Source organism: Streptomyces sp. NPDC059166, from assembly GCF_042755185.1.
GTDB lineage: Bacteria > Actinomycetota > Actinomycetes > Streptomycetales > Streptomycetaceae > Streptomyces.
In genome coordinates, this window is record NZ_JBHZCI010000007.1 from 142,085 (window position 1) to 168,111 (window position 26,027).

Consider the following 26,027-nt stretch of genomic DNA (forward strand, 5'->3'; position numbering starts at 1 on the left):
GACGTGAATCACATGCACCCCCTGTCCCAGCCCGGCAGCGACACCTTCGACGGCGTACTCAGGCGTACCCGGCTGGCCGCCATCGTGAGGGGAACCGACCCCGACGCCGCGCTGCGCACCGTCCTGGCCCTCGCGGAGGAGGGCGTCGCGCTCGTCGAGGTCTCCCTCAACACCGCCGACGCCCTCGGCGTCATACGCCGGGCCGCCGCCGAGGTGGGCCCCGCGACCCTCCTCGGCGCGGGCACCGTGCTGACCGAGGACGACGTCGCCCGCGCCCGGGAGGCCGGGGCGGGCTGGATCGTCACCCCGGCACTCACCGAGTCCGTGACCGCCTCCGTACGGGCGGGGCTGCCGGTGCTGGCCGGAGCCCTCACCCCGACCGAGGCCGTCGGCGCCATCCGCGCGGGCGCCCACGCCGTCAAGCTGTTCCCCGCCTCGCTCGGTGGCCCCGGCTACCTCAAGGCACTGCGCGACCCCTTCCCCGACATGCCCGTCGTGCCCGTCGGAGGCGTCGACCTCGCCGGAGCCGAGCAGTACCTCGCCCACGGCGCCGTGGCGGTGGGCGTCGGATCACCGCTGGTCGGCGACGCGGCCCACGGCGGCGACCTCGCCGCCCTCCGCGCCCGCGCCCGGCGCTTCGTCGCGCTGTGCGCCGACGGCACCCAGGAGCAGGCATGAGCGCCGCACCCGGCGGGACGGCCGTCGACGTGCTGACGTTCGGTGAGACCATGCTCGCCACCCAGCTTCCGGGTCCGCTGACGGTCGGTGCCCAGGCCCGCACCACCCTCGCGGGCGCGGAGTCGAACGTCGCCATCGGCCTCGCCCGGCTGGGGCACCGTGCCGCATGGGCAGGACTGGTCGGGGACGACGAGCCCGGCCGCCTCGTCCTGCGCACGCTGCGCGGGGAGGGCGTCGACATCAGCCGCGCGGCCACCCACGCCACCGCCCCCACCGGCGCGATGATGCGCGAGCAGCGCGTCGCCGACCTCGCGCGGGTCCACTACTGGCGCAGGGACTCCGCGGCCTCGCTCCTCACCGCGGCCGACGTCGAGCCCGCTCTCCACGACGGTGCCCGGGTGCTCCACCTGACCGGCATCACCTGCGCCCTCGGCCCCGGCCCCCTGGAAGCGGTGCGCGAGGCCGCGGCCCATGCCCACGGCCGCGGATGGACCGTGGTGCTCGACGTCAACCACCGGCAGAGGCTGTGGACGGCCCGGGAGGCGGGCCGGGCACTCCGGCCGCTGCTGCCGTACCTCACCGTGCTGATCGCCTCGGACGACGAACTCCCAGTCGTCAGCGACGCGTTCACCACGGCGCCGGGCGGCGAGGAACGAGCCGTCGACACGCTGATCGAGGCCGGAGTGCGCGAGGTGGTCGTCAAACGAGGGGGACAGGGCGCCGCCTTCAGCGACCGGCAGGGCGTGCGGCACGCCGTCCCCGCCCTGCGCGTACCGGTGCGGGACACGGTGGGAGCGGGCGACGCGTTCTGCGCCGGTTACCTCTCCGGTCTGCTCGACGGGCTCCCGCCCGAGGAGCGGCTCGCCCTCGCGAACACCCTCGGCGCCTTCGCCGTGGCCTCGGACGGGGACTGGGAGGGACTGCCGCGCCGCGACGAACTCGGCCTGCTGGCGGCCGCACCCGGCACCACGATCCGCTGACCGGCGAAACCGCGGTCCGGGAGGCGGAGGGCACCGTCGAAGCACCGCTTCTCCACGGTGCTTCAATGGTGCCGCTCCGCGCGGCGGGGCCCCGTGACCCGGGCACGGCGGGCGACGGCGTGGCCAGGACGGGGGGAACGGTCCTGCCCGCACGGTTTCGGCACGAACGAGGAGGAGGGCCATGGCGGCCTACGCCGGCAGAGGTATCCACGGTCAGGTCGTGGAGAAGCTGGGATACCGGATCGTGTCCGGACGGATCTCCCAGGGGGACACCATCGACGTGCGTTCCCTCACCGAGGAACTCGACATCAGCCTCACCGTGATGCGGGAGTCCCTGAAGGTGCTCGCGGGCAAGGGACTCGTCGACTCCCGGCAGAAGCGGGGCACCTACGTCCAGCCCGACCGGGAGTGGAACCTCCTCGACGCCGACGTGATCCGCTGGCGCGTGGCGAGCGGGCAGGGCGCGAAGCTGCTCGGCGATCTCGCCGAGGTCCGGGCCATCATCGAGCCGGCGGTGGCCAGCCACGCGGCGGGGCGCAGGACCCAGGAGGATCTCGTCGCCCTGGAGGAGGCGCTGGGCGCCATGGACAGGGCCCGGGGTGACGCCGAGACGGCCGCCGTCGCCGACACGTCGTTCCACCGGGCCCTGTTCAGGGCCACGGGCAACGACCTGCTCGCCCGGCTCGATCTGCTGCTCGGGCCCGGACTCCTGGAGCGTGACCGGCTCGTGTACACGCACCGGCAGGACGACGATCCCGTGCCCAGCCACCGGGCTGTGCTGGACGCCGTCCGGGACGGTGACCGGGACGCGGCCCAGGCCGCGATGACGGAACTCCTGGCCCAGGCGCGGGCCGACGCCGAGGACGCCACCGGCGCGGCGGCAACCGACGCGGAGATCTGAGCCCACGGCCGGCCGCGGTGACATGCGTCGGGGCGGGACCGCCCCGCGGATCGCACGTGGCGCCCGCCTCAGGGACACGCTCCCGTCCTGCCCCTTCGCCGCCGAGCGCCGTTCATTCAGGGTGCGGACGGGGCGTTCAGTCGGTGAGCCCCAGGGCCCCCGCCGCCTGGATGGCCAGCCAGACCTCCGTCAGCGCGCCGGTGGACGTCAGGTCGCGGTGGGTGAGCGCGCCGAACCGCCGCAGCCGGTAGGCCAGGGTGTTCGGATGGATGTGGAGCGCCGCGGCGGCGGTCTCGGTCCGGCGGTCGCGCTCCATCCAGGTCCGTGCGGAGACGAGAAGATGCGAGTCATGGGTCCTGTCGTACCGCAGCACCTCGCCCAGCACGTGCTCGACCAGCGCCGACAGGACCGCCGGGTCGTCCGGCAGCCAGCGGCCGGTCGCGTCGTCGCCGTACCGGACGAGGGCGCGTCCCGACTCCGCCGCCTTCGACACCGCCCAGAGCGCCTCCCGCTCGGCCACCTTGAGCGCGACGCCCGGCTGGAACGGCCGGCTCATCCCGGCCGCCACGCCCGGCAGTTCACCCACCGCCCCGGCCAGCTCCGGCGCGCCCAGGACGTAACGGTCCTCTCCCCAGGTCAGCAGCAGATGCGGGTGGCCCTCCAGGCATAGCAGCAGCGCCTCCTCGGTGGCCCGGCGGACCACCATGAGCACGGCGTCCCCCTCGATCGAGTGCCGGGCGAGCCTGCGGCGGGCGGCCTCCGGGTCCAGCACCTCCTGCAGGAGCTCGGCCAGTGTCTCCGCGCCCTCGCGGCGCAGGACCTCGCGCTCGTTGCGCACCATCGCCAGTCGCAGCGCCGCCACCGTCGCGATGTGCTGGGCGACGGCGAGGCCCGCGGGCTGGGCACCCTGACGCTCGTAGGCGACGAGGAACCCGGCTGGACCGCCCGGTGCGGGGACCGGCAGGACGAATCCGCCCGGCACCGTGGGAGGGGCATCGACGGAGGCCGGGAGGACGTCCGGCGCGGGCACGGGCACACCGGGCAGGAGCGGACGCCCCTGAGGCGTGCAGAGGCGGATGTCGTAGCCCGACAGAGCCTCCAGCCTGCGCAGCAGCGCCGGTGTGTCCAGGTCCTCCGCGACCAGCCACCGCAGGGATCCGAACACCTGGAGCTGTGCGCCCAGACGGTGGCGGGCGTCCTCCTGGGCGGCGGCCGCGACCTCCTGGGACACCGCGATGAAGGGGACGGCGAGGGGGACTTCGAGGACGGGGAACCCCCGCTCCTCCGCCGCCTCGAAGAACTCGGCGTGGAGCGGCGGCATGTGCAGTTGCGCCGACAGGGCCAGGGCCGACACCCCCGCGTCGTCCAGCCGCTCCAGATAGGCCCGTTGTCCGGCCGCGGAGCGGGGCACCGCGAGTCCGGTCGTCATGATCACCTCGGCGCCGAGCAGCCAGGGCGTCGGGTCGGCGAGCTCGCTGGCGTGTGCCCACGAGACGGACCGCCGCAGCCCTCCGCCCCCTGCCTTCACCGAGAGCTGCAGAGCCGGGAAAGCGAGCAGATCCTCCACGACGAGTTTGTTTCCGGCCACATAAAGCAGCCTACATCTCTGTGCCGGACACAATTGCCGCTGATCATTTCGAGCCACAGACTGTGGGACGCCCCTACGCACGAACGGAAGGCGGAGCGTCCGTGACGACCTCGATCACCGAAATCGAGACCGATGGTGTCGAGCGCATCCCCGACGAGGACCTTTCCGCCCGCACCACCGCCTGACCTGGAGACGTTCCATGAGCACCACGTTCCGCAACTACATCGACGGTGCCTTCGCGGACGCCGCCGACGGCCGCACCCTCGACGTGGTCGACCCCACCACCGGGGAGGTCTACGCGACCTCGCCGCTCTCGGGTGAGGCGGACGTCGACGCGGCCATGGCCGCCGCGGCCGCCGCCTTCCCGCTGTGGCGCGACGCCACGCCGGCCGTGCGTCAGCGCGCCCTCCTGAAGATCGCCGACGCGATGGAGGCACGGGCGGACGAGCTCGTGGCCGCGGAGAGCAAGGACACCGGCAAGCCGCTCCACCTGACCCTGAGCGAGGAGGTCGCTCCCGCCATCGACCAGGTGCGCTTCTTCGCGGGAGCGGCACGGATGCTGGAGGGCCGCTCGGCGGGCGAGTACATGGAGGGGCTCACCTCCGTGATCCGCCGCGAGCCCGTCGGGGTGTGCGCACAGGTCGCCCCCTGGAACTACCCCCTGCTGATGGCGGTGTGGAAGTTCGCCCCGGCCCTCGCGGCCGGCAACGCGGTCGTCCTCAAGCCGTCCGACACCACCCCGGCCTCCACGGTCCTGATCGCCGAGATCATCGGCGGCGTACTCGCCGCACTGGAACTGCCGCGCGGCGTCTTCAACGTCGTCTGCGGCGACCGCGACACCGGCCGGCTGATGGTCGAGCACCCGACCCCGGCGATGGCCTCCATCACGGGCTCCGTACGCGCGGGCATCCAGGTGGCGCAGAGCGCCTCCAAGGACGTCAAGCGGGTCCACCTGGAGCTCGGCGGCAAGGCCCCGGCCGTGATCTTCGAGGACGCCGACCTGGCCAAGGCGGTCGAGGACCTGGTGGTCGGCGGCTTCTTCAACGCCGGTCAGGACTGCACGGCGGCTACCCGTGTGCTCGTGCACGAGTCCGTCCACGACGAGTTCGTCGCCGCGCTCGCCGAGGCCGCGGCCGGCACGAAGACCGGCCTGCCGGACGACGAGGACGTGCTCTACGGCCCGCTCAACAACGCCGGCCAGCTGGCGCAGGTCAGCGGGTTCGTCGACCGTCTGCCCGCGCACGCCAAGGTCGAGGCCGGCGGTCACCGGGTCGGCGACAAGGGCTACTTCTGGGCGCCCACCGTCGTCTCGGGTCTGCGCCAGGACGACGAGATCGTCCAGAACGAGGTCTTCGGCCCGGTCATGACCGTGCAGTCCTTCACGGACGAGGCGCAGGCCGTCGAGTACGCCAACGGCGTCGAGTACGCGCTGGCCTCCTCGGTGTGGACCAGGGACCACGCGCGCGCGATGCGGATGTCGAAGAACCTCGACTTCGGCTGCGTGTGGATCAACACCCACATGGCGCTGGTCGCGGAGATGCCGCACGGCGGGTTCAAGAAGTCCGGCTACGGCAAGGACCTCTCCGCCTACGGCTTCGAGGACTACACCCGGATCAAGCACGTCATGACGTCACTCGACGGCTGATCCCCGGCCGCCCGCGGTCCGGCGGGGAAGAGACCCGGGACCGCGGGCCGGGTGGTGCCGACCGGGGGCCGGCGCTTCAGGAGCCCGGGAGGAAGAGGCAGAACGGGTGTCCGTGGGGGTCGCGCAGCACCCTCACGCCCTCCTGGGGCTGGTGCTCCTCCAGCGTCGCGCCCAGGGCGCAGGCACGCCGCGTCTCCGCGTCGAGGTCGTCGACCTGCAGATCCAGGTGAGCCTGCATCTGCTGGCCGCCGGGCCGCTGAGGCCATACCGGGGGTATGTGATCCGTCTCCAACTGGAAGCTGAGGCCGGGGCGTTCGTGCTCGGGAGCGCGCAGCCGGACCCAGTCGGGCTCACGGTCGACCTCCTCCCAGGCCAGCAGGGCACGGTAGAAGTCGGCCAGGGCGGGGGGATCGGGTGTGCCGAGGACAAAGGCACCGAGTGTCGTGGTCATGCACCCACGATGCCTCAGGGACCGTCCCGGGCCGCCCGTCGACCTGTCGGAACCGCACCGGCCCGCCGGTGGCCGACCGCTTCGGGGCCGGCCACCGGCGGCGGCCGTCACAGCCGGATGTCGTGACCGACCGGTTCGGCGTCCCCGCCTCGCGCCACGTGCAGGAACTCCGCACGTGGCGCGTGATCGGCGGCGGACACGATGAGGGTGTGGCTCCCCGGACCGACCCCGCCCACGCGGTAACGGCCGGACCGTACCGGCCCGGCGGCGACCCGCTTGCCGCGGGCGTCGATCACGGTGACCCATCCGGAGCACCCCGCGGGGTGCGCGGAACACCGCACGGCTCCGCTGACGGTGATGCCGCCGGTCGCGCCTGCCCGGCACGTGCCGCCCGACGCCGCGGGGTCGGCGACCGCAGGCCGCGGCGCGGTGGACGGCGCCCGTCCGCCTGCCCCCGGAGGGCGGGCGACCGGGGCCGCCGGTGCGGGCCGGACGGCCCACTGCTCCACCAGCGCACGCGTACGCCGTTCCATGGGCGAGCCCGCGGTCGCACCGCCCGGGTGCTCCCGCACGGCGAGCCCGCACCGCTCCGCGTACCCGGCGAGCGCCTCGTCCAGTGCGGCCAGCTCCGCCAGGGCCGTGCGCAGGCGCGACAGCCTGGGGCCGGGCGGCGCGGTCTCCAGCTCCGCCGCCATCTCCCGTACCAGCGCGTCCACCCGAAGGTAGGCGTCCTCGGGTTCACCGGTCGTCAGGGCCCGGTCCAGAGCGCGCAGTGAACCGCTGAACACCGAGGTGACGGAGGCGAACAGCCCGGCGACCCGGGGTGCGAGGTCGATGTCCACGTCCGCCGCGGCCGCGAGCGCCCTGGCATGGCCCGCCGCCGTGCCGAGCAGCGCGGTGCGGTGGTCCGCGTCATGACCACGCAGCCCACGGGGCATCCGGACCAGGGGGCGTGCCAGGCTCACCACCTCGTACAGCGCCGAGTCCACCGCGCGGGCGGCGCCGCGCAGCCGGACGGGCGCCTCGGGGTCGCTCCAGCGCCGGGCGAGCTCCGTGAGGAGGTCGTCGACGGCCGACACGTAGCCGCGCTCGGCCTCCCTGGTGATCCTCCGGCTGGACAGCGGGAAGATCAGTGCCGCGCAAGCGGTCGCGACGAGGATGCCGAGGCCGTTGTCCAGGAGTCGTTCACCGAGCAGATGATCCATGCCGTCGTAGGGCGTGGTCAGCCCGTACAGCTGGACCAGCGCCGCGACCAGCCCGACCACCCACAGCGCGTACGCGCGCTGCATGCCCCAGGCGCCGAGGGTGAGACCGGCCACGATGACCACGAGGGTGGCGTGGACGTGGTCACGGCCGAGGAGATGGAGCAGGGCGATGCCCAGCACCGCGCCCACCGCCGTGCCCGCCATGCGGTGGCCGAACTTGCGCAGCCGCTCGTGCGTCGTGTTGGTGCCGAAGAGGGTGATCATCACGCCGACCAGGCCCCAGTAGAAGCGCTGCGGGTCGATGGCGTCGGTGAGGGGACACACGATCGCGGCGGCGATCCCCGCGTGCAGAGGAGCACGCACGTAGGGGACGGCGCGACGCCAGCTCTTCTCCGTCCGGGCGGCGAGCACACGCTGCGTCGCCGCTGCCGAACCCGCGGGGCGGTTGCGTTCCAGGGCGACGGTCGGCCGGAAGGGGACCTGGTCCGAGGACTCCGTCGAGTGCCGGCCCAGAGCGAGCCAACGGGAGAGCGAGCCTGCCAGTGAGTCGAGGAGACGGGCCACACGGTGGGCGGGCTCGACGGCCCGCACCCCCGCGTCGTCACCGGGATCCCGGCGCAGCCGGTCCGCCTCCAGCCGGATGTGCTCGGCCGCCGGCCGCAGGCCCTGGGCGCTGCCGATGGGCGTGTCCCGCGCGATGACGAGCCCGACGGCCAGCGCCTCACGCAGGTGGGGCGGTACGTCGAGCCGGGCGAGGTCCTGTACGGCCCGGCCGATGCCGCGCAGGGCCAGTTCCGCGTCGAAGAGATGCCGGTGCAGCAGCTCCGCGACCACGGGGTCGGCGGCGACCTCAGGCTGGGCGAGCCGCCCGTCGATGGTGACCGTGGTGATGTTGAGATGGTGCAGCGCACGCCCCATGCGGCGCACGGCCCGTTCCTGGTCGGCGTCGGGGTCCAGCGCCTCGACCGCGGCGTCGGCCACCCTGCGGGCCTCCACGACGAACGCCCGCTGGGTGCGCAGCAGATCCTCGCGCGGCATCGGGTAGCACAGGAGCAGCCGCGTGAGCAGCACGGCCACGGCGGACACCAGGGCGATCGCGAAGGCCTTGCCCGCCATGGACGGAGGGATGCCCGCCATCATGCCGACCATCAGGCCGTTGAAGAGCATCATCCCGGTGAGCAGGGCCAGTTGCCCGAACCGGGCGAGGAAGAAGGTCAGCGCCAGGGCGACGACCATCAGGGTCATCTCCAGGCCCCGGTCGTCGTGCAGTTCGCCGGCCAGCCACAGGACCCCCGTGTACGGGAACGGCATCCACAGGATGGCGCGGCTCAGCCGCTGCCAGGTGTTCTCGGCGACGGCGAAGGCGCTCATCAGCCCCATCATCCCGCCGACCATCATGCCGATCATGGCCGGGACGTCCAGTGCCCGTGCCATGGCGTAGCCGGCCGCGAGCGAGGTGACCATGGCGACGAGGGTGCGCCATCCCGCCTGGAGCTGCCCCAGTCCTGGATCCGCGGCCAGTACCCAGTCCCATCGCCGTCGGCGGCCGCCGACGCGATGCGGTACCAGTGAGCCCGGCGGTGACGCGAGCGCGCCGTGGCGGCCCGCGGAGGACGGGAGTTCCGGTGCCGTCTTCGACGGTGCGGTACCTGGGCTGCTCAAATCTGCTCCGAATCCAATGCGTTCAACAAGGTGGTGAGGGCGTCCCGGGCCGCACCGGCCACTCGCTCCGAGTCGTCGACCCCGGCGTCCAGGCCCCGCAGGAGTGCGGAAGCCATGCGTCTTCGGCCCTGTTCGAGCAGCTCCCGTCCGGCGGGGGTGAGGGAGGCCTCGACCGCTCGGCGGTCCCCGGCACACCGTGCCCGCGTGGCGAGCCCCTGTTCCTCGAGGCTCTGCAGCACCACGGTCACCCGGGGCTGGGAGGTGCCGGTGCAGGCCGCGAGCGCGGTGACCCGGCGGGGGCCGTCCTCCAGTGCGTCGAGTACGCCGACCTGACCGCGGCTGAGCCCGAAATCGCCTGCCCTGAAGAGGATCTGCGAGAGCCGCCCGATGTCCCGGAGGAGGCCGCGGGCGGCGCTCTCCACCCGCTGCTCGTCCGTGGGGCCCGCCGGGGACAAGGATTGATGCATATAGCAATTATATATATGTCAAGGAGTGCCGGAGCCGCACCAGGGGGAAACGCCCCTCTTGTCCCTGTGGGGCAGGGGTCCGAGAGGTGACGGCGCCCCATGCGAGGGGCCCGGCACGCCGGGACGGCGCGCCGGGCCCACGGTCCGAGGGTGCAGCGACCAGCGCGGGCCCCGGGGTCTTCCGTTCGGATCAGGCCGGATCAGGGAGCGGGGCCTGGTGCCGTGCATCGCACGGCGGAGTCGCATGGGGCCTCCCTGCTCGAGCGGAGTCGAGAGCCGGGGGAAGGAGCGTCGGGGACCGACGACAACGCCGCGAGGTGCGGCACCGGGGCACGCGAGCCCGGCATGATCCAGACGAGAGGCCCTAAGCCCGGCCCGCCTCCATGAGCCGTCGCGCGGCTCTCGTCAGGGCGTCGACCCCGGCCTCCGCCTTGGAGCGCGGACACCCGACGTTGAGCCGCAGGTGCCCGGGTGCCCCGTACGCGGCCCCCGGCATGACGGCCACCCTCTCGACGTCCACGAGCTCGCGCTGCAGGGCGTCGTCGTCGATCCCGAGAGGCCGCAGGTCGATCCATGCGAGGTACCCCGCCTGCGGGGGCTCCCAGCCCAGCTGCGGTAGCTCCGCCTTTAGCCGGTCCGCAACCGTCGCGAGGTTGCCCGCGAGGTACTCGCGAAGGGCGTCCAGCCAGTCGGCCCCCTCCCGGTACGCCGCGATGTGGCCCACCAGCGACAGGACGGCGGGGGAGGAGAGGCCGTCCGCCTCCTTGAGCTGCCGCAGATACGCCTCGCGCGAGGCGCGGTCGCCGATGACCCCGTAGCTGCCCGTCAGGGCGGGGATGTTGAACGACTTCGAAGCGGAGGTGATCATCGCCCACCGTCCTTCGCCGGCGTGCCCGGCCCAGGGGCGGTGGACATGCGGCGCATGGGCGAGGTCGGAGTGGATCTCGTCGCTGACGACCGCCACACCGTGCCTCTCGCACAGCCGTGCCATCCGGTCCAGTTCGTCCGCGGACCAGACCCTGCCCGTCGGGTTGTGCGGGGAGCAGAGCAGCAGTACGGCCGTGTCGGGCAGTGCCAGGAGCCGCTCCAGCTCCTCCCAGTCGTCCAGCGGGCACTCCCGGAGCCGGCGGCCGTTGGCCGCCACCGTCTTCGGGAAGGCGTCGTACATCGGGGTGTGGGCGACCACTCCGTCACCGGGAGCAGACCAGAGCCGGAGCAGCTGAGACAGCTGGTACACGACCGAGGGGGCGTAGACGACCGTCTCCGGATCGACCGCCGTGGCGTGCCGGGTCGCGTACCAGTGGACGACCGCGGAGAGGAAGTCGTCCTGCCGCCACCGCGAGTAGCCGAGCACGCCGTGGTCCAGGCGGCCCCGGAGCGCCGCCACGATCTCGGGCGCCGTCTCGAAGTCCATGTCGGAGATGGTGAACGGGAGCAGCCCGGGGACACCGAACCTGTCCTCGACGTAGTCCCACTGGGTGCACCAGGTGCCGTGCCGGTCCACCGGGGTGCCGAAGCCGTACGGGTCGTGGGCCGCGAGGGGAGTCCGGTCCGTGGGCGGGGTCATCGTCAGCCCACCGGGATCAGCGTCGAGACGGCGTCCTTCACCGACTGCACCTGGGGCCCGATGATGACCTGCACGTTGTGGTCGTCGAGCTTGATCACGCCCACGGCGCCGAGCTTCTTCAGCCGTGCCTCGTCCACCCGCGCGGCGTCCTCGACGGTCATGCGCAGACGGGTGATGCAGTTGTCCAGGGACCGGATGTTGTCCGCGCCGCCGATCGCCTCGAGGATCGCCACGGCGTCGTACTTCCCGGCCACCAGCTCGCGCGCGGGGCCGGTCCTCCCGTCCTCGGCGGGCTCGACGTCCCCGTCCGCCTGCTCCGGCTCCGTCTCGCGGCCGGGGGTCTTCAGGTCGAAGCGCTTGATCGCCCAGCGGAACAGGAAGTAGTAGACGGCGAACCACACGGCCGCGATCAGCGGCACCAGGTACCACTTGGTCGACGAACCCTGGAGCACACCGAATACCAGCCAGTCGATGACGTTCCCGTCGGTGTTCCCGATGAAGACGCCGAGCACGGCGGCCGTGAGGAAGCCGAGCCCCACCAGGACGGCGTGGATGGCGTACAGCCACGGCGCGACGAACAGGAACAGGAACTCCAGTGGCTCCGTGATCCCGCCGACCACGCAGGCCACGACACCCGACACCAGCAGGGCCTTGATCTCGGGCCGCATCCTCCGGTTCGCGCAGTGGTACATCGCGAGCGCCGCACCCGGGAGTCCGCCCAGGTAGGCGGCCATCTTGCCCTGCGAGAGGAAGTGCGTGGCGTCGGTCACGGCGGTGCCCGGTGCCCCGGCGCAGTCCAGGTGGGCGTAGAACAGGTTCAGCGCGCCGGAGACGTGCTCCCCGCACACCGCTCCCGAACCGCCGACGTCGGTGAACCGGAACATGGCGACCAGGATGTGGTGCAGGCCGATGGGCCGCAGCAGCACCTCGCCCATGCCGAAGAAGAACGGCCCGAAGACCCCGGTGTGCCCGATACCGCGCCCCACCGCGGTGATCCAGCCGTTGAAGGCGGGCCACACCAGGGGGATGAGCAGACCCAGCACGCTCATCACGAGCGCGGAGATGATCGGCACGAAGCGCAGCCCGCCGAAGAAGGCGAGGGCGTCAGGCATGCGCTGCGTACGAAAGCGCTGGTGGAGGAGGCTGACAACGATGCCGACGGCCACGGCTCCGAGGAGTCCCGTATCGATCGACTGCACGCCCAGCACCTCGGCTATGCCGTAGTGCTCGATCGCCTTCGCGTCGTCCAGGTCGACCCCCCTGGCGGTCAGGTAGAAGTTCACCGCCAGGTTCATCGCGGCGAAGCCGACGAAGCCGGAGAACGCGGCGACCCCCTTGTCCTCGCGCGCCAGGCCCAGCGGGATCGCCATCGCGAACAGGACCGGGAGGAAGGTGAAGGCGACCAGCCCGGTGTTGGCCATCCAGGTGAAGACGAGGTGGAAGCCCTGCGCCTGGAGGAAGGGGAGGTTGTCGGTGACGGCCTCACTGGAGAGCGAGGAACCGACGCCCAGCATGATGCCGCAGAACGCGAGCAGGGCCACCGGGAGCATGAACGTCTTGCCGAGCCCCTGGAGGAATTCCCAGAGGGCGGCTTTGGTCTTCTGCATGTGTGCGAACTTTCGAGCATGGGGGGACGGACCCGGACGCCCGGCGCGTGGACGTGGGGTCCCGGACGGCCGAACGGCGGCGGTGAGGCGGGAGCCGTGCCGCCGTCCTCGCGCGACGCACCAGGGATCGCCGGATGAGCAGCGCCGGACAGGCCGTCCCGCCGCACGGATCACATCACGGCAGGTCGGCGGCTGTCCATGGAGCCCGGAAGCCCGATCTGAGAGGCGTACGCCCGCTGTGGCCGCCCGAACGCGGAACGTGGCGCACGTCACTCGTCCGAGTCGCCCGTGCGGTGTTTGGTGTGACGACCGCGGGTAAGGGGCCCTGTGATCGCCGGATCCGACAATCCGGTGGATAGTGTGCAAGAGCTACCGAATGAGGAGGTTCGATGTCCTCGAAGCGACGTCGCAAGAAGAAGGCCCGCCGCAAGAACGGCGCGAACCACGGCAGCCGCCCCCAGACCTGAGGGCAGCCCGCACGTTCGGGGGGTGGCGTACGCGCCACCCCCCGAACGCGTTCCCGTGCGGACGCTCCGCCGCGTCCACCGTCCTCAGGAGTGAGCGTGTCCTTCCGGCGCGAAGACGTCAGGGGGCGTCCTCCGCCTCTTCGTCCGGTCGGTGATCGGGGACCCCTTCCCGTCCTCCGGTGAACGCGTGCCGGCCGTACGCGAGGAACTCCCGTGCGGCCGGGCTGTGGGCCGGTTTCCAGACCAGGGACAGCAGAGCCGGCGACCGGGCGTCCTCGATCGCGCGGACCGTGAGCCGGTCTCCATGAGGGGCTGCCATCGTGGGGCTGAGCACGGCGACGGCGACACCCCGGGCCGCGAGGCCGGCGACGGCGTCCGCCGCGCTGGCCTCCAGCGTGATGGCCGGCCGCAGGCCCCGCGCCGCGCACGCCTCGTCGAACACCGTCCGCAGCCCCGTGCCGGGAGGCATGCAGACGACGGGGTGGGCGCAGACGTCGCTCAGGGTGACCCGGCTTCGCCTCGCCAGCGGGTGACCGGCCGGGACGGCGGCCACGAGCCGCTCACTGACGATCGTCATCGAGTCCAGGCCCTCGTGCTCGGCCCGCGCGCTTCCGATGAGCGCCAGATCGAGGGTGTGGGCGCGCACTCTGTCGACGAGACGGTCGGACACGTCCTCCACCAGGCTGATCTCCACCCCCGGGTGAGCCCGGTGAAAGGCGGCCAGCGCGTCGAACAGGGGCGCGACGGTACAGCCGATCACCATCCCGACGCTCAGTCGCCCCCTGATCAGGTCCGCCACCTCGCCCACCGCCTGGCTGACCGACCCGGCGGCGGACAGGGCGGCGCGGGCAGGCCCGAGCGCGGCTCGCCCCGCGGCGGTGAGGGTGGCGGCGCGCGCCGACCGGTCGAAGAGTTCGGCGCCGAGCTCCCGCTCCAGCTGCCGGATCTGGGCGCTGACCCCCGACTGGCTGATGTGGACCCGCCCGGCGGCCCGGGTGAAGCTCCGCTCCTCGGCGACCGCCACGAAGTATTCCAGCTGCCTCAGGTCCATGAGCGTGGATTCTAGCTTCCAGTAGAACCAGCTGTTGGACTTCTGTACCGAGGGCGACCACGCTGGGAGACAGCGGAAACCGACGTCAGGAGAGACCAGTGCCGGAGTACGAGAAGGCCATGAGGCCCGAGGACATCACCCGTCTGTTCGTCGAGCGGAGCAACGCCGGTGACGCCGAAGGCGTCGCGGCGCTCTACGAGAAGGACGCGGTCATGGCCTACCCTCCGGGATCCACGACCGTGGGCCGGGACGCGATCCGGGACCTGTGGGCCCAAGTGCTCGCTCACCGCCCCCGCTTCGAGCCCGAAGAGCCCTTGCCGACACTGGTCAGCGGCGACATCGCCCTCACCTCGACCCCGCCGCGGGACGGGGCGGGTGCCCGTGCGCAGGTCGTCCGGCGCCAGCCCGACGGCAGCTGGCTCCGGCTGCTCGACCAGCCGGAGTTCGTCACCCCGGGACGGTGACCGGCCGCCCCCGCCGGAGTTCCCCGGCCGCCTCTCAGGTGAGCAGCCTGCTGTGGTGGGAAGCCCGACGGGCGGCGGTCAGCAGGGCGTGGATCTGCGGGCCCGCCTGGTCGAGCCGGACGACGGGCTTCGCGAACGGGAGGCGGACGTCGCGGTGGGTGCCGGGGTACTCCAGGCGCAGGGTCACGCCGTAGCGGTCCATCGCCAGGGGCAGGACGCGGGTCACCCCCTTGTCCGGCTGAGGGTGCGTCAGGCGAAGGAGCAGCGGAACCAGTTCGGCGTGCTCGTCCAGCAGGTGGGTCAGCATCCCCGCCTCGTCGGTGGCGAGGGGATCCGGGTCCGTCGCCTGGAGTTCGTCCAGGGTGACGAACGCCCGGCCGCGGTGGTCCTCGAAGACCGCCTGGCCGAACTCCATGCAGGTGCTCTCGGAGGACTCCGTGCTGTAGGGGGCAGACAGCAGGCCGGTCACCGTGACGCGCGCCCGTGTCCGGTCGCGCGCCGGTGTGGGTGCGATGTCGGTGAACTCGAGCCGTACGGGGACGCGTGGCCCCGCCGGGCTGGAACCGGCCGTGGAGGGTTCGTGCAGGTGGATGTGGCCCATCGCGGCCGTGCCGTCGAGGCGGTGCACCTCGACGGGCTCGTGCCCGTCGCTCACCACGGTCATCGAGTGGGCTGCGGTCAGGATGGACAGCACGCGTTCGGCGGGTGTGGGCTGGGTGGCGCGGGAGGTGAACGGACGCATCCAACTTCTCCAGAAGAGCAGGCGGGGGAGGCCTCGCAAGAAGACCTTCGGCTACTTAGGTATGCCTAACCTAACCCATGGCTGGAGGATCGGGTAGCGCGGGGCGCGCCCGATCCGCGTCGATCACGATCGGGTCCGGGTTGCGGATGCGGCCCGTACGCCGCCGCCTCGCCACCCGGGCGGCCTTCGGTTCGAACTCCCCGTCGGCCGAAGGTCCTGGAGTGGGTGAAGGGTGCGGTACGACGGGCCCCCGGCGGCCGCCCTCAGGCCGCCGGGTCCCGATCCGGCCCGGGGGCGCCCGCGCCCGGCCGGCCCAGACGCGCGTAGTGGCCCGCGAGTGCGTGGAACGCCTCCTTCGGCTCCCATGGCAGACCGGTCCAGATGCCCGGGCGGGAGGGCCTGGCCTCCTCCTCCTCGATCAGCTTGACGATGCTGTACGAGGCCATGTCGAGGTCGGGGCCGCCATGGGTGCGGTGCGGGCTCCGCCCGTCGAGGAAGCTGAACCAGAAGACCGAGTCGACGCCCTCCTCGGCCAGGACGGGCATGATCTCGTCGATGTACCGGACCTGTTCACCCTCGTCACGCACCAGGTCCGGCCTGAGCGTGACCCCGTCCGGTTCCATCGCCACATACCAGCCTGCCCCTCCGTGGTCCCCGGCCCCCCGGAAGGTGCAGCAGCCGACCTCGAGCACGGCGACCGGTTTTCCGTGTGCGAACTCCTTGCGCAGGTCCTCCCGGTAGGTCGCGGCGTTGCGCAGGCTGCGGAACGCGTCGAGGCCGACGATGTCGAACGGCGCCCAGTCCACGCCGTCCAGAGGGCTGGAGGCGTAGGTGACCGGTCCCCGGAAGACGGGCCGCACGGCGTCGGTGACTTTGCCGAGGAAGGCGTTCACGCGCTGTGGCACGCCACGGAGGGTCGCTTCGCGGTCGGGGCCCGTGAGGACCTTGATCCGGTCGGCGAAGGTGTCGCCCGGAAGGTACCCCCTGGCGAACATGCTGAGTTCGCAGCCGGTCACGAGGACGACGTCCGCCCCCTCGCGGCGCAGGCACTCGGCGCGCCGGGCGCAGTCCGTGAAGTACGGCAGCATCTGCTCCTCCGTCATCTCGCAGGGAAACGGCGAGTACCAGACGCGCAGTCCCTCGGCGGCCGCCAGGCGGGCCGCCGTGTCGATCCGGCCGGGATCGTCGCCGATGATCCGGATCGCGTCGCAGTGCAGTTCTCCGGCGATGATCCCCATCTCCCGCTCCACGTCCCCGGGATCGAAGGAGGGCCGGGAGTGCCGGCCCATGAAGTGCAGGCCGGTGTCGTAGTGAATGCCCTTGTCGCGCATACAGGCGCCCCCAGATAAGAGTCGCTGTGTATCTTGAGTGGAGACATTAAGATACACGGTGTGCCCGAAGAACCCGTACGCAGACGCCGTCGTGGGGCGGTGCTCGAGCAGGCGCTCCTCGACGCCGCCTGGGACGAGCTGGTGGTTCTCGGCTACGAGCGGCTGACCTACGAGGCCGTCGCCGCGCGGGCGGGTACCAGCCGCGCCGTCCTCTACCGCCGTTGGCCGGGCAAGCGGGAACTCGTCCTGGCCGCTCTGCGCCGGAAGGCGCCGCCGGTCGCGGAGGAGCCGCCCGACACGGGTGACCTGCGCGGTGATGTGCTGGCTCTGCTGCGTTCCGTCGTGCGGCGCATGGCCGAGCTGGCCCCGGTGCGCCAGGTGCTGGCTGCCGAACAGGGGCAGGACACCGATCTGTCGGACTACCTGGCCTCCAGGAACCGCCGCCCCGGCACGGACGCGATGCGTGAGATCCTTGCCCGCGCGGCCGGGCGCGGGGAGATCGACCCGGCCCTCGCCCTCCCGGACCGGGTGGTCTCGCTCCCCGTGGTGCAAGTCCTCCACGAGTTGCTCATGGCCCACCGCGCACCCTCCGAGAGTGACTTGGAGGAGATCGTGGACGTCCTGTTCCTGCCTCTCGTCGGGCGGGCGGAGGGCCCTTAGCTTCTGGCGGCCCCCTCGCTGAGCATCGCCCACCCGACGCGACGGACCCCGGGAGAGCCCCCCACCGGCAGTCTCGCCGCGTCTTCGTGGACGGGGCCGGATGGTCACAGGGTTCACGTGATCACGGCCGGCCGGGGTGTGCGTGGTCTTGCCGGCGGCCAGGGTGTCCGGTCGGCGCGCGAACGGTGTGGCGCGGCCCCCGATGCGGGGCGTACCGGCGGGCCGGTGTGAGAACCGTTGACAAATGTGTGACGCGATAGAAACCTGTCACCCCGGAACCGCAAAATATTGACTGGATCACTCAAAAATCTAAGCAATAAGCGTGAGTTGCTGGCAGGGGGCCCGTTCCCGGTCTCCTGCCGGCGTCCTGGACAGTCCCCCGTCGGTGTACCGGCAGCAGCACGCACCCGCCATGTGACCCACCGTCAGGCGCCGTAGGTGCCCCGCGCGGCCGGTGACACGCGGCCGTGTCCTTCCGGCCCGCCGCCTCACGGAACACGAGGACAGCATGAGATGGAAGAGACTCGTCCGGCGGCTCGCCGCCGGCGCGGTGACGGCCGCGCTGATGACCGTCGGGCTCCTGCCCGTCACGGCGCAGGCGGCGGCCCCGGGGCCCGACCTGGCCCGGGGCAAGCAGGTCACGACCAGTGGCGCGCACGGCGCCTACCCGGCGTCGAACATCACCGACGGCAGTCAGCAGACCTACTGGGAGAGCCCGGGAACCTTCCCGCAGTGGGTCAGGATCGACCTCGGTGCATCCCTGGACGTCGACCGCGTGGTCCTGAGCCTGCCGGCCACCTGGGAGGCGCGCACCCAGACCCTCGCCGTCCAGGGCGGGACGGACGGGAACACCTTCAGCACCCTCTCGGCGTCCGCCGCCCGGGTGTTCGGTCCCACGACGGGGAACACGGTCACCGTCGACTTCGCGTCGAAACAGGTGCGCTACATCCGGGTGCAGGTGACCGCGAACACCGGCTGGAACGCCGCACAGCTCTCCCAGGTCGAGGTGTACGGCGAGAACGACCCCGGCCCGACGCCCGTGGACGGCACCAACCTCGCGCTCGACAAGCCGATCGAGGCGTCCTCGTACACGCAGACCTATGTCGCGGCCCACGCGAACGACGGTGAGACCGGCACGTACTGGGAGTCGAACGGCCACCCCTCGACGCTGACGGTGAAGCTCGGGGCGGACGCCGACGTCGAAGCCGTCGTGGTCAAGCTCTCGCCCGACCAGGCGTGGGCCACCCGCACCCAGAGCATCGAGGTACTGGGACGCGCCCAGGCCTCGACCGGCTTCACCTCGGTCAAGGCGCGGGCCGACCACGTCTTCAGCCCGTCCGGGAACCAGAACACCGTGACCATTCCGGTCAGCGGGCGGTACGCGGACGTGCAGCTCAAGTTCTCCTCCAACACAGGTGCGCCCGGGGCGCAGGTCGCCGAACTTCAGGTGGTCGGAACCGCCGCACCCAACCCGGATCTGATCGTCTCCGACCTGACGTGGTCACCCGCGTCCCCGTCGGAGAAGGACGACATCACCGTGAACGCCACCGTGCGCAACGCGGGAACGTCCGCGTCGGCGGCGACCGCCGTCGAGGTCAGCCTGGAGGGTGCCGTCGCCGGCAGCGCGTCGGTGGGCGCGCTGGCCCCGGGAGCCTCGGCCACGGTGGCCGTCGCCGTGGGCAAGCGTCCGCAGGGCAGCTACGGTGTCTCGGCTGTGGTCGACCCGACCGACACGGTCGTCGAGCAGGACAACAGCAACAACAGCCGCACCACCGCGTCGAAGCTCGTGGTCGCCCAGAGTCCCGGTCCCGACCTGCAGGTGCTGGGGATCTCCTCCAGCCCGGCCAACCCCGCCGTCGGCGCGGCAGTCACCTTCTCGGTATCCGTCCACAACCGCGGTACGACGGCGGCGACCGCGTCCTCGGTCACCCGGCTCCAGGTGGAGAACACGACCCTGAACGGCACGACCGGTGCCGTTCCGGCAGGAGGCACCGTCACGGTGCCCATCACGGGGAGCTGGACCGCGAAGAGCGGCGGGGCCAACCTGACGGCCACCGCTGACGCCACGGGCGCCGTCGCCGAGACCGACGAGAGCAACAACGTCTACTCGCGGGCCATCGTGGTCGGTCGTGGTGCCGCGGTGCCCTACACCGAGTTCGAGGCGGAGCAGGGCACGTACAGAGGCACCCTGCTCAAGTCCGACAAGGAACGCACCTTCGGCCACACCAACTTCGCCACGGAGTCGTCCGGCCGTGAATCCGTACGGCTCAACGCCACCGGAGAGTACGTCGAGATCACCTCGACCGTGCCGTCCAACTCGATCGTCGTCCGCAACTCGATCCCCGACGCGCCCGGAGGTGGCGGGGCGGAGGCCACGATCAGCCTCTACGCGGACAACACCTTCGTCCGGAAGCTGACCCTCTCCTCCAAGCACAGCTGGCTCTACGGCGACACCGACAGCCCCGAAGGCCTCACCAACCAGCCCGGTGCGGACGCCCGGAGACTCTTCGACGAGTCCAACGCCCTGCTCACCCGCACCTACCCGGCGGGGACGAAGTTCCGGCTCCAGCGCGACGCGGGCGACTCGGCCGCCTTCTACATCATCGACCTGGTCGACCTGGAGCAGGTCGCCCCCGCCACGGCCCAGCCGTCCGGCTGCACCTCGATCACCGCCTACGGGGCGGTCCCGAACGACGGCATCGACGACACCGACGCCATCCAGCGCGCGGTGACCGCCGACCAGAACGGTGACATCGGCTGCGTCTGGATCCCACCGGGCCAGTGGCGGCAGGAGCAGAAGATCCTGACCGACGACCCGCTGAACCGGGGGCAGTTCAACCAGGTCGGCATCAGGGACGTCACCATCCGCGGCGCGGGCATGTGGCACTCCCAGCTGTACACGCTGACCCCGCCGCAGAACGCGGGGGGCATCAACCACCCCCACGAGGGGAACTTCGGCTTCGACATCGACGACAACACCAAGATCTCCGACCTCGCGATCTTCGGTTCCGGGACCATCCGCGGCGGAGACGGGAACGCCGAGGGAGGCGTCGGACTGAACGGCCGCTTCGGCGAGGGGACCGCGATCACCAACGTGTGGCTGGAGCACGCCAACGTAGGTGTCTGGGTCGGACGCGACTACGACAACATCCCGGACCTCTGGGGTCCGGGGGACGGCGTCGAGTTCACCGGCATGCGTATCCGCAACACCTACGCCGACGGAATCAACTTCGCCAACGGCACGAGGAACTCCACGGTGTTCAACTCATCCCTACGGAACACCGGGGACGACGCGCTGGCCGTGTGGTCGAGCAAGTACGTGAAGAACCCGTCCGTGGACGTCGGGCACGACAACCACTTCCGCAACAACACCATCCAACTGCCCTGGCGGGCCAACGGAGTCGCGATCTACGGCGGTTACGGCAACACGATCGAGAACAACATCATCTCCGACACCATGAACTACCCCGGCATCATGCTGGCGACGGACCACGACCCCCTGCCCTTCTCGGGGCAGACGCTGATCGCCAACAACGCACTCCACCGTACGGGCGGCGCCTTCTGGGGCGAGGCCCAGGAGTTCGGCGCGATCACCCTCTTCGCCGCCGGTCAGGACATCCCCGGCGTCACGATCCGTGACACCGACATCAGTGACTCCACCTACGACGGGATCCAGTTCAAGTCGGGCGGCGGTTCCGTGCCCGGGGCGGTGATCTCCGGTGTGACCATCGAGAACTCCGTCAACGGGGCCGGAATCCTCGCCCACGGCGGAGCGCGAGGCAGCGCGACGCTCACCGACGTCACCATCACCGGCTCCGCGGACGGTGACGTGGTGGTCGAACCCGGTTCACAGTTCGTCGTCAACGGAACCGCGGGGAAGGCGGGCACCCGGCGCTAGTCCCTCACTCGCGGACGTGCCGCGGCCCCGGTGGGCCTCCCCTCGGGAACCCACCGGGGCCGTCGGCGTGAGGGATCGTCCCGAAGGAACCCTCGCCCTCCCCGCGGTGTCGCCGCCCGGCACCCGTCCACCCGTCGATGCTGCCCGGGCCACCGCGAGCGGAGGGGATATCCGTACTTGCATTCGGATTCGAGAGATGCGAGAAATGAGGGAAAGGCGGACATGCGCGACATTTCGCCAGTCGCGTGGCAGCCGCCCGACGACGTGAGGTGACCTTTCATGGGCAAGATGACTTCCGCGATCAACCGAGTGCGCGGGCGGATCATGGAAGCCGACGGCAAGGTCCTGCAGAACCGGCAGCTCAGGGAAGAGGGCCGCCGCCTGCAGGAGAAGGGCAACGACAGGCGGTGAAGCCCTCCGGGTCATGCCGGCCCTCGGACCCGCATGACCCGGAGGCGGGCGCTGCCTCGTCCCGTCAACCGGTGGCGCCGCGGGCACACTCCTCACGCAGCGCGGTCAGGACGGCCAGCGGGGTGGCCGCCGCCCAGGCCTGCGGCGAGCAGGAGTGCGGATAGGGCACGGGGCGGGGGTGCTCCGATCGGGAGTAGCCCGCCATGACCTCCGGCAGCCGGTGACCGTGATGTGCCGACGCGGCCAGCAGGCCAAGCGCGAGAGTCCTGGCCTCCGCGAAGAGGCCGTGGCGGGCCAGGCCGAGCAGGATGACCGCGTTGTCGTGCGGCCAGGCCGTGCCCCGGTGGTAGGACAGCGGGTGGTACCCCGGCGCACCGGAGGCCAGGGTCCGGATCGCCCAGCCGGAGAAGAAGTCCGCTTCCAGCAGACGGGCGCCCACCCGCCGCGCGCGGGTGTCGTCCAGGATCCCCGACCACAGCAGGTGCCCCGCGTCGGAGGCGAGGGAGTCGACCTGCCTGCCGCTGCCGTCCAGCGCCAGCGCCGGGAAGTCCGGGCCCGGCATCCAGAAGTCCCGCACGAACCGTTCCCTGAGCTCGGCGGCCGCGCCGTCGAGCCGGTCGGCGTACGCGGCGTCGCCCCACACGGCGCGCGCGGTGCGCGCGGTGCGCACGAGCGCGTCGTAGGCGTACCCCTGGGCCTCTGCGACGGCTATCGGACCTTCGGCCTGGGTGCCGTCGAGGAAGCAGATCGCGCCCTCGGAATCCTTCCAGTTCTGGTTCATCAGGCCCTGCGGATCGGGCGAGTAGACCAGGTATCCGCCGTCCCCCAGCCCGCCGTCACGGAACATCCACTCCACCGCGGCCCGGGCCTGGGGCTCCAGCCGCGCGGAGAGCGTCGTGTCGCCGGTGGCCTGTGTGAGGCTGTCCAGGAGCACCAGGAAGAGCGGGGTGGCGTCGACCGAACCGTAGTAGCGGCCGTACGGCACCTGTCGGAAGTGCGCCAGCTCGCCGTGCCGGATCTCGTGCACGATGCGCCCCGGCTGCTCGCCCCGGCCCGCGTCGTAGCCGGTGCCCTGGGTGGCGGCGAGCGCCAGCAGGGTGGCTTCGGCCAGTTCAGGGCGGTAGGGAAGGGCGAACAGCGAGGTGAACAACGAGTCCCGCCCGAAGAGGGTGAGGAACCACGGGATTCCGGCCGCCGGTACCCGGAGCCGCTCGCCGTCCGGCCCCGTCGCGGGCACCCGGAGGGCCGCGAGGTCGCTCAGCCCGCGCGCGCAGGCCGCGGCGAGACCGTCCGGCGCGTCCTCGGGCAGGGGCAGAGGCGTGCCGGTGAAGGCCGCCGCGTCCGCCGCCTGCCTCGCTGCGGTCTCCGCGGGTGTGCCCGGTCGTGCGGGTGCGGGAGTCCCGTGCGCGTGCGCCGCGACGGTCAGCAGCAGTTCGGCCGTGCCGTGGGCGGGGATCTCCAGGTGCCAGTCCAGTCGGTGTGCCGTTCCCGGCACCGCCGGACCGACCGACTCCGGAGCGGGGGAGGCGCGGACCTCCGTACGGGAGATCCAGTCGCCGCGTCCGTAGGTGAACGTGACACCGTCCTCGTGGACCAGCGCCGTGTGCCGGGCCCCCTCCTTGTCGTAACCGCGCTTGTCGGAGCGCAGTTCGAACTGGTCGGCGAAGTCGGCGTCCGCGGTCAGCGAGAGCTCCGCGGCGACCGGTGACGGACGGTTGTTCACCAGACGCAGACGCTCCGTCAGCGCACCGCTGTCGACCGCCTGTTCACGGAAGACCGTGTAGGCCGCCGGTTCGTCCCTGGTGCCCGGGGGAGTGAGGACCGACAGTGACACCCCGTCACCTTCGGACGGAACCAGCACAGCCGGAGCCGCACCGTCGACGGTGAGGGCCCAGTGGCTGAGATGACGGGCGTCACGGTGGAACAGGCCGTCGGGCGAGGTGCCCCGCCGGCCCGTCACACCTCCGTCCGCCCCCAGTACGGCGAAGGTTCCCGAGTGCACCAGGGTGGTGTCCCCCGAGCCGCTCACGTGTGTACTCCGTTCGAGGTGCCGCCCGGGTCACCGGCGTGGCCGGGCGTGCGGTCGTGGGCCGCCAGCAGATCCAGGGTGAGGGCCGCCGTCCAGCCGAAGGCCCGGGTGCCGCGCGCGTGCGCGGTGAACGGATCCACGTACTCCGCGAACGAACTCGCTCCAGCGGCGTCGAGCATCGCCGAACGCAGGGCGTCCGCGGTGCGGGGGTGGCCGTGCAGGCGCAGCCCGCGCTCCAGCAGCCAGCTGGTGTTGAACCAGGCCGGCCCCCGCCAGTAGCGCGAGGGGTCGAAGGCGTGGCCCGTGAGGTCGTACGACGGTGCCATCGGGACCTCGCCGAGCCTGAACCCCGGGCCGGTCGCCGTGTCCAGCAGGGCTTGCACGATGTGCTGGGGCAGGCCCGGGACGATCATCGGGACGAGCCCGGCGACGCTGCGTTCGGGGATGAGCTCGCCGCCCACCAGGTCACGGCAGAGGAACATGCCGTCGGCGGGCGACCACAGCCGCTCCACCAGGGCGTCGGTGAGCCGGGCGGCGCGTTCCTCGTGAGGCGCGGGATCGGCTCCGGTCTCGGCGGCGATCCGTGCGAGTGCCTGCTCGGAGACGATCAGCAGCGCGTTGACGCAGGGGTCCTCGACGGCGAATTCGTGCCCGCCGGGCACATCGGCGTAACCGCCGTCGCGGTAATCGGCCGCGAGCCGCACGTACCGGCCGTAGTCCAGGTCGGTGGGGCGCTCGGCCGCCTGGCCGTGGTCGAGGTCGGCCCGCCGGTACGAACCGGGCGGCGCGGGCTTCACCCTCGCCAGCGGGGCGTCCCAGCAGGGGCTGTTGTCCATGCCGGGTTCCCACGGGTGCACCATGGCCGCCAGCCCGCCGCCGCCGAGATCGCGACGTCCCGTGAGGTAGTCGTGCCAGGCGACGAGTCCTCGGTACACGCGGGGCAGGAAGCCTCGGCGGCGTGAGGTCTCGGGGTCGGCCTGGTGGACGAGCCACGCGGCGAGCGCGTGGACCGGGGGCTGCACGATCCCGGAGGTCTCGGTACCGGCCGGGGCGCCGGCGGGCGCGCCTTCGGTGGAGGAGCGCCAGAAGTCGGGGCTCGGGAAGTAGGCGTCCAGCGGTACCGCCGGGCTGAACACGATGTGCGGGATCCGTCCGTCGGCCCACTGGGCACCGAGCAGGCTCTCCAGCTCGAGCTGCGCCCTGCGGACGGACAGATGGCGCAGCCCGATCGCGATGAACGCCGAGTCCCAGCTCCACTGGTGCGGATACAGGCCGCGCGACGGCACCGTGGAGGAACCGGTCCAGTTGGTGAGGAGGACCCGTGCCGCGCCGCGCCGAAGGGTCAGGTGATCGGCGGCGGCGGGCACGGGGGTCTCGAGCAGCGTCGTCACGCCCCGGACCTCCGGAGGAAGCCGGGGACGGAGCGCACGGCCGCCACCGGGTCGCCGGTCAGCCTGCACTCGGCGGCGAGGTAGCCGTCGTAGCCGATGCTGTGCAGGGCGCCGAGCCAGGCCGGCCAGTCGAGGTGACCGGCGCCGGGCTGGAACCGGTTGGAGTCGCTGACCTGGGCGTGGCCGATGTACGGGGCGGCCGCCAGGATCGAGGCCGAGGGGTCGGACTCCTCGATGTTCATGTGGTAGCTGTCGATGCCGATCCGGACGGAGTCCAGGCCCACCGTGCGGATCAGGTCTACGGCCTGCTCCAGCCGGTTGACCATGTGGTCCTCGTACCGGTTGAGCGGCTCCAGGTACAGGGTGACGCCCTCCCGGCGGGCGTGCTCGCCGAGCTCGGAGAGGCCCGCCAGCAGCACCTCGCGGTCCTGCTCCTCGGTGCGCGGCGGCTCGAAGGGCGGCAGCCGGCGCGAGAACATCCCGTACGACGCGGGGGTCTGCACACCGAGTGCGCCGATCTCGGCCGCGACGGACAGCTGGGACTTCATCTGCTCCAGCGCGTCCCGGCGCAGGTCGTCGTCGAAAGCGGCGAAGAAGTGCAGCATCTCGACGCAGACCGTCGGCATGACCACGCCGTCGGCGAGCGCCTGCTTCAGCTCCGGAAGCCGGTCGCGGAAGTGGAAGTCGCCCCTGGACCGCAGCTCCACGGCGTCGTAGCCGGCCTCCTGGGCGAAGGCCCACTTGTCCTGGAGCGTGTCGCCGGGGAGGAGCTGTTCCTGGCATGCGGTTCTCAGCATGGGATGCCTTTCGGCGCCCGTACGGGGCGCGCTGG

At 72.0% G+C, this 26,027-nt stretch carries 21 protein-coding genes; 9 read left to right on the forward strand and 12 right to left on the reverse strand.

Annotated elements, in window-relative coordinates:
• The first annotated feature begins 12 nt into the window (after window positions 1-12).
• The 3 genes from ACFXOA_RS07760 to ACFXOA_RS07770 all read left to right on the forward strand — a co-directional run bounded on the left by ACFXOA_RS07760 (window position 13) and on the right by ACFXOA_RS07770 (window position 2,559).
• The gene (locus ACFXOA_RS07760; protein ID WP_385023735.1) at window positions 13-678 is read left to right on the forward strand and encodes a bifunctional 4-hydroxy-2-oxoglutarate aldolase/2-dehydro-3-deoxy-phosphogluconate aldolase; all 666 of its coding nucleotides are present in this window, start codon (window positions 13-15) and stop codon (window positions 676-678) included.
• Window positions 675-1,658, forward strand: coding sequence for a sugar kinase (locus ACFXOA_RS07765; RefSeq protein WP_385023737.1), 984 nt, complete (start codon window positions 675-677; stop codon window positions 1,656-1,658). The genes ACFXOA_RS07760 and ACFXOA_RS07765 overlap by 4 nt, the downstream gene beginning before the upstream one ends.
• 181 nt (window positions 1,659-1,839) lie before the next feature.
• Window positions 1,840-2,559: a FadR/GntR family transcriptional regulator gene (locus ACFXOA_RS07770; RefSeq protein WP_385023739.1), complete on the forward strand. Its 720-nt coding sequence runs from the start codon at window positions 1,840-1,842 to the stop codon at window positions 2,557-2,559.
• Between the two features lie 136 nt (window positions 2,560-2,695).
• Here the strand turns inward: ACFXOA_RS07770 and ACFXOA_RS07775 are convergent, their stop codons facing one another.
• Window positions 2,696-4,147, reverse strand: a complete 1,452-nt coding sequence (locus ACFXOA_RS07775) for a PucR family transcriptional regulator (protein ID WP_385023741.1) — start codon at window positions 4,145-4,147, stop codon at window positions 2,696-2,698.
• Window positions 4,148-4,346: 199 nt separating this feature from the next.
• Here ACFXOA_RS07775 and ACFXOA_RS07780 point away from each other — a divergent pair, with 199 nt between their 5' ends.
• Window positions 4,347-5,792: a gamma-aminobutyraldehyde dehydrogenase gene (locus ACFXOA_RS07780; RefSeq protein WP_385023743.1), complete on the forward strand. Its 1,446-nt coding sequence runs from the start codon at window positions 4,347-4,349 to the stop codon at window positions 5,790-5,792.
• A 76-nt stretch (window positions 5,793-5,868) separates the two neighbouring features.
• Here the strand turns inward: ACFXOA_RS07780 and ACFXOA_RS07785 are convergent, their stop codons facing one another.
• The 5 genes from ACFXOA_RS07785 to malX all read right to left on the reverse strand — a co-directional run bounded on the left by ACFXOA_RS07785 (window position 5,869) and on the right by malX (window position 12,751).
• Complete coding sequence (locus tag ACFXOA_RS07785) at window positions 5,869-6,243, reverse strand: VOC family protein (protein ID WP_385023745.1); 375 nt, start codon at window positions 6,241-6,243, stop codon at window positions 5,869-5,871.
• A 107-nt stretch (window positions 6,244-6,350) separates the two neighbouring features.
• The gene (locus tag ACFXOA_RS07790) at window positions 6,351-9,110 is read right to left on the reverse strand and encodes an FUSC family protein (RefSeq protein WP_385023747.1); all 2,760 of its coding nucleotides are present in this window, start codon (window positions 9,108-9,110) and stop codon (window positions 6,351-6,353) included.
• The gene (locus ACFXOA_RS07795; RefSeq protein WP_385023749.1) at window positions 9,107-9,577 is read right to left on the reverse strand and encodes a MarR family winged helix-turn-helix transcriptional regulator; all 471 of its coding nucleotides are present in this window, start codon (window positions 9,575-9,577) and stop codon (window positions 9,107-9,109) included. The genes ACFXOA_RS07790 and ACFXOA_RS07795 overlap by 4 nt, the downstream gene beginning before the upstream one ends.
• Before the next feature lie 364 nt (window positions 9,578-9,941).
• Window positions 9,942-11,144 (reverse strand): MalY/PatB family protein, encoded by a 1,203-nt coding sequence (locus tag ACFXOA_RS07800; RefSeq protein WP_385023751.1) that lies wholly within the window; start codon window positions 11,142-11,144, stop codon window positions 9,942-9,944.
• A 2-nt stretch (window positions 11,145-11,146) separates the two neighbouring features.
• Window positions 11,147-12,751 (reverse strand): maltose/glucose-specific PTS transporter subunit IIBC, encoded by a 1,605-nt coding sequence (gene malX, locus ACFXOA_RS07805; RefSeq protein WP_385023753.1) that lies wholly within the window; start codon window positions 12,749-12,751, stop codon window positions 11,147-11,149.
• Between the two features lie 389 nt (window positions 12,752-13,140).
• Here malX and ACFXOA_RS07810 point away from each other — a divergent pair, with 389 nt between their 5' ends.
• On the forward strand, window positions 13,141-13,218 hold the full coding sequence (locus ACFXOA_RS07810) for a 50S ribosomal protein bL37 (protein WP_371604899.1): 78 nt from the start codon (window positions 13,141-13,143) through the stop codon (window positions 13,216-13,218).
• A gap of 118 nt (window positions 13,219-13,336) precedes the next feature.
• On the opposite strand, the gene ACFXOA_RS07815 is transcribed toward ACFXOA_RS07810, so the two are convergent.
• Window positions 13,337-14,269 (reverse strand): LysR family transcriptional regulator, encoded by a 933-nt coding sequence (locus ACFXOA_RS07815; RefSeq protein ID WP_385023755.1) that lies wholly within the window; start codon window positions 14,267-14,269, stop codon window positions 13,337-13,339.
• 98 nt (window positions 14,270-14,367) lie between these two features.
• Here ACFXOA_RS07815 and ACFXOA_RS07820 point away from each other — a divergent pair, with 98 nt between their 5' ends.
• Entirely contained in the window at window positions 14,368-14,733 is a 366-nt protein-coding gene (locus tag ACFXOA_RS07820; RefSeq protein ID WP_385023757.1) for a YybH family protein, read from the forward strand.
• Between the two features lie 34 nt (window positions 14,734-14,767).
• Here the strand turns inward: ACFXOA_RS07820 and ACFXOA_RS07825 are convergent, their stop codons facing one another.
• Together ACFXOA_RS07825 and ACFXOA_RS07830 are read right to left on the reverse strand one after the other, a co-directional pair.
• On the reverse strand, window positions 14,768-15,475 hold the full coding sequence (locus tag ACFXOA_RS07825; protein ID WP_385023759.1) for a DUF2470 domain-containing protein: 708 nt from the start codon (window positions 15,473-15,475) through the stop codon (window positions 14,768-14,770).
• Window positions 15,476-15,738: 263 nt separating this feature from the next.
• Window positions 15,739-16,806: a hypothetical protein gene (locus ACFXOA_RS07830; protein WP_385023761.1), complete on the reverse strand. Its 1,068-nt coding sequence runs from the start codon at window positions 16,804-16,806 to the stop codon at window positions 15,739-15,741.
• Between the two features lie 60 nt (window positions 16,807-16,866).
• Here ACFXOA_RS07830 and ACFXOA_RS07835 point away from each other — a divergent pair, with 60 nt between their 5' ends.
• The 3 genes from ACFXOA_RS07835 to ACFXOA_RS07845 all read left to right on the forward strand — a co-directional run bounded on the left by ACFXOA_RS07835 (window position 16,867) and on the right by ACFXOA_RS07845 (window position 21,775).
• The gene (locus tag ACFXOA_RS07835; RefSeq protein ID WP_385023763.1) at window positions 16,867-17,466 is read left to right on the forward strand and encodes a TetR/AcrR family transcriptional regulator; all 600 of its coding nucleotides are present in this window, start codon (window positions 16,867-16,869) and stop codon (window positions 17,464-17,466) included.
• Between the two features lie 508 nt (window positions 17,467-17,974).
• Window positions 17,975-21,364, forward strand: coding sequence for a CARDB domain-containing protein (locus ACFXOA_RS07840; protein ID WP_385023765.1), 3,390 nt, complete (start codon window positions 17,975-17,977; stop codon window positions 21,362-21,364).
• 279 nt (window positions 21,365-21,643) lie between these two features.
• Entirely contained in the window at window positions 21,644-21,775 is a 132-nt protein-coding gene (locus ACFXOA_RS07845) for a hypothetical protein (RefSeq protein ID WP_385023767.1), read from the forward strand.
• Between the two features lie 64 nt (window positions 21,776-21,839).
• On the opposite strand, the gene ACFXOA_RS07850 is transcribed toward ACFXOA_RS07845, so the two are convergent.
• Genes ACFXOA_RS07850 through ACFXOA_RS07860 form a run of 3 tightly spaced genes read right to left on the reverse strand, consistent with a single transcriptional unit; the run spans window position 21,840 to window position 25,992 of the window.
• The gene (locus ACFXOA_RS07850) at window positions 21,840-23,804 is read right to left on the reverse strand and encodes a glycogen debranching N-terminal domain-containing protein (RefSeq protein WP_385023769.1); all 1,965 of its coding nucleotides are present in this window, start codon (window positions 23,802-23,804) and stop codon (window positions 21,840-21,842) included.
• Window positions 23,801-25,195 (reverse strand): hypothetical protein, encoded by a 1,395-nt coding sequence (locus tag ACFXOA_RS07855; protein WP_385023771.1) that lies wholly within the window; start codon window positions 25,193-25,195, stop codon window positions 23,801-23,803. The genes ACFXOA_RS07850 and ACFXOA_RS07855 overlap by 4 nt, the downstream gene beginning before the upstream one ends.
• Entirely contained in the window at window positions 25,192-25,992 is an 801-nt protein-coding gene (locus ACFXOA_RS07860; RefSeq protein WP_385023773.1) for a sugar phosphate isomerase/epimerase family protein, read from the reverse strand. Before ACFXOA_RS07860 ends, ACFXOA_RS07855 begins: the two co-directional genes overlap by 4 nt.
• Window positions 25,993-26,027 lie beyond the last annotated feature (35 nt).

Bases quoted from the DNA above. Each gene is read 5' to 3' on its own strand.
- ACFXOA_RS07760 (WP_385023735.1), top strand. From the start codon at position 13: ATGCACCCCCTGTCCCAGCCCGGCAGCGACACCTTCGACGGCGTACTC.
- ACFXOA_RS07765 (WP_385023737.1), top strand. From the start codon at position 675: ATGAGCGCCGCACCCGGCGGGACGGCCGTCGACGTGCTGACGTTCGGT.
- ACFXOA_RS07770 (WP_385023739.1), top strand. From the start codon at position 1,840: ATGGCGGCCTACGCCGGCAGAGGTATCCACGGTCAGGTCGTGGAGAAG.
- ACFXOA_RS07780 (WP_385023743.1), top strand. From the start codon at position 4,347: ATGAGCACCACGTTCCGCAACTACATCGACGGTGCCTTCGCGGACGCC.
- ACFXOA_RS07785 (WP_385023745.1), bottom strand. From the start codon at position 6,243: ATGACCACGACACTCGGTGCCTTTGTCCTCGGCACACCCGATCCCCCC.
- ACFXOA_RS07795 (WP_385023749.1), bottom strand. From the start codon at position 9,577: ATGCATCAATCCTTGTCCCCGGCGGGCCCCACGGACGAGCAGCGGGTG.
- ACFXOA_RS07800 (WP_385023751.1), bottom strand. From the start codon at position 11,144: ATGACCCCGCCCACGGACCGGACTCCCCTCGCGGCCCACGACCCGTAC.
- malX (WP_385023753.1), bottom strand. From the start codon at position 12,751: ATGCAGAAGACCAAAGCCGCCCTCTGGGAATTCCTCCAGGGGCTCGGC.
- ACFXOA_RS07810 (WP_371604899.1), top strand. From the start codon at position 13,141: ATGTCCTCGAAGCGACGTCGCAAGAAGAAGGCCCGCCGCAAGAACGGC.
- ACFXOA_RS07815 (WP_385023755.1), bottom strand. From the start codon at position 14,269: ATGGACCTGAGGCAGCTGGAATACTTCGTGGCGGTCGCCGAGGAGCGG.
- ACFXOA_RS07825 (WP_385023759.1), bottom strand. From the start codon at position 15,475: ATGCGTCCGTTCACCTCCCGCGCCACCCAGCCCACACCCGCCGAACGC.
- ACFXOA_RS07830 (WP_385023761.1), bottom strand. From the start codon at position 16,806: ATGCGCGACAAGGGCATTCACTACGACACCGGCCTGCACTTCATGGGC.
- ACFXOA_RS07840 (WP_385023765.1), top strand. From the start codon at position 17,975: ATGAGATGGAAGAGACTCGTCCGGCGGCTCGCCGCCGGCGCGGTGACG.
- ACFXOA_RS07845 (WP_385023767.1), top strand. From the start codon at position 21,644: ATGGGCAAGATGACTTCCGCGATCAACCGAGTGCGCGGGCGGATCATG.
- ACFXOA_RS07860 (WP_385023773.1), bottom strand. From the start codon at position 25,992: ATGCTGAGAACCGCATGCCAGGAACAGCTCCTCCCCGGCGACACGCTC.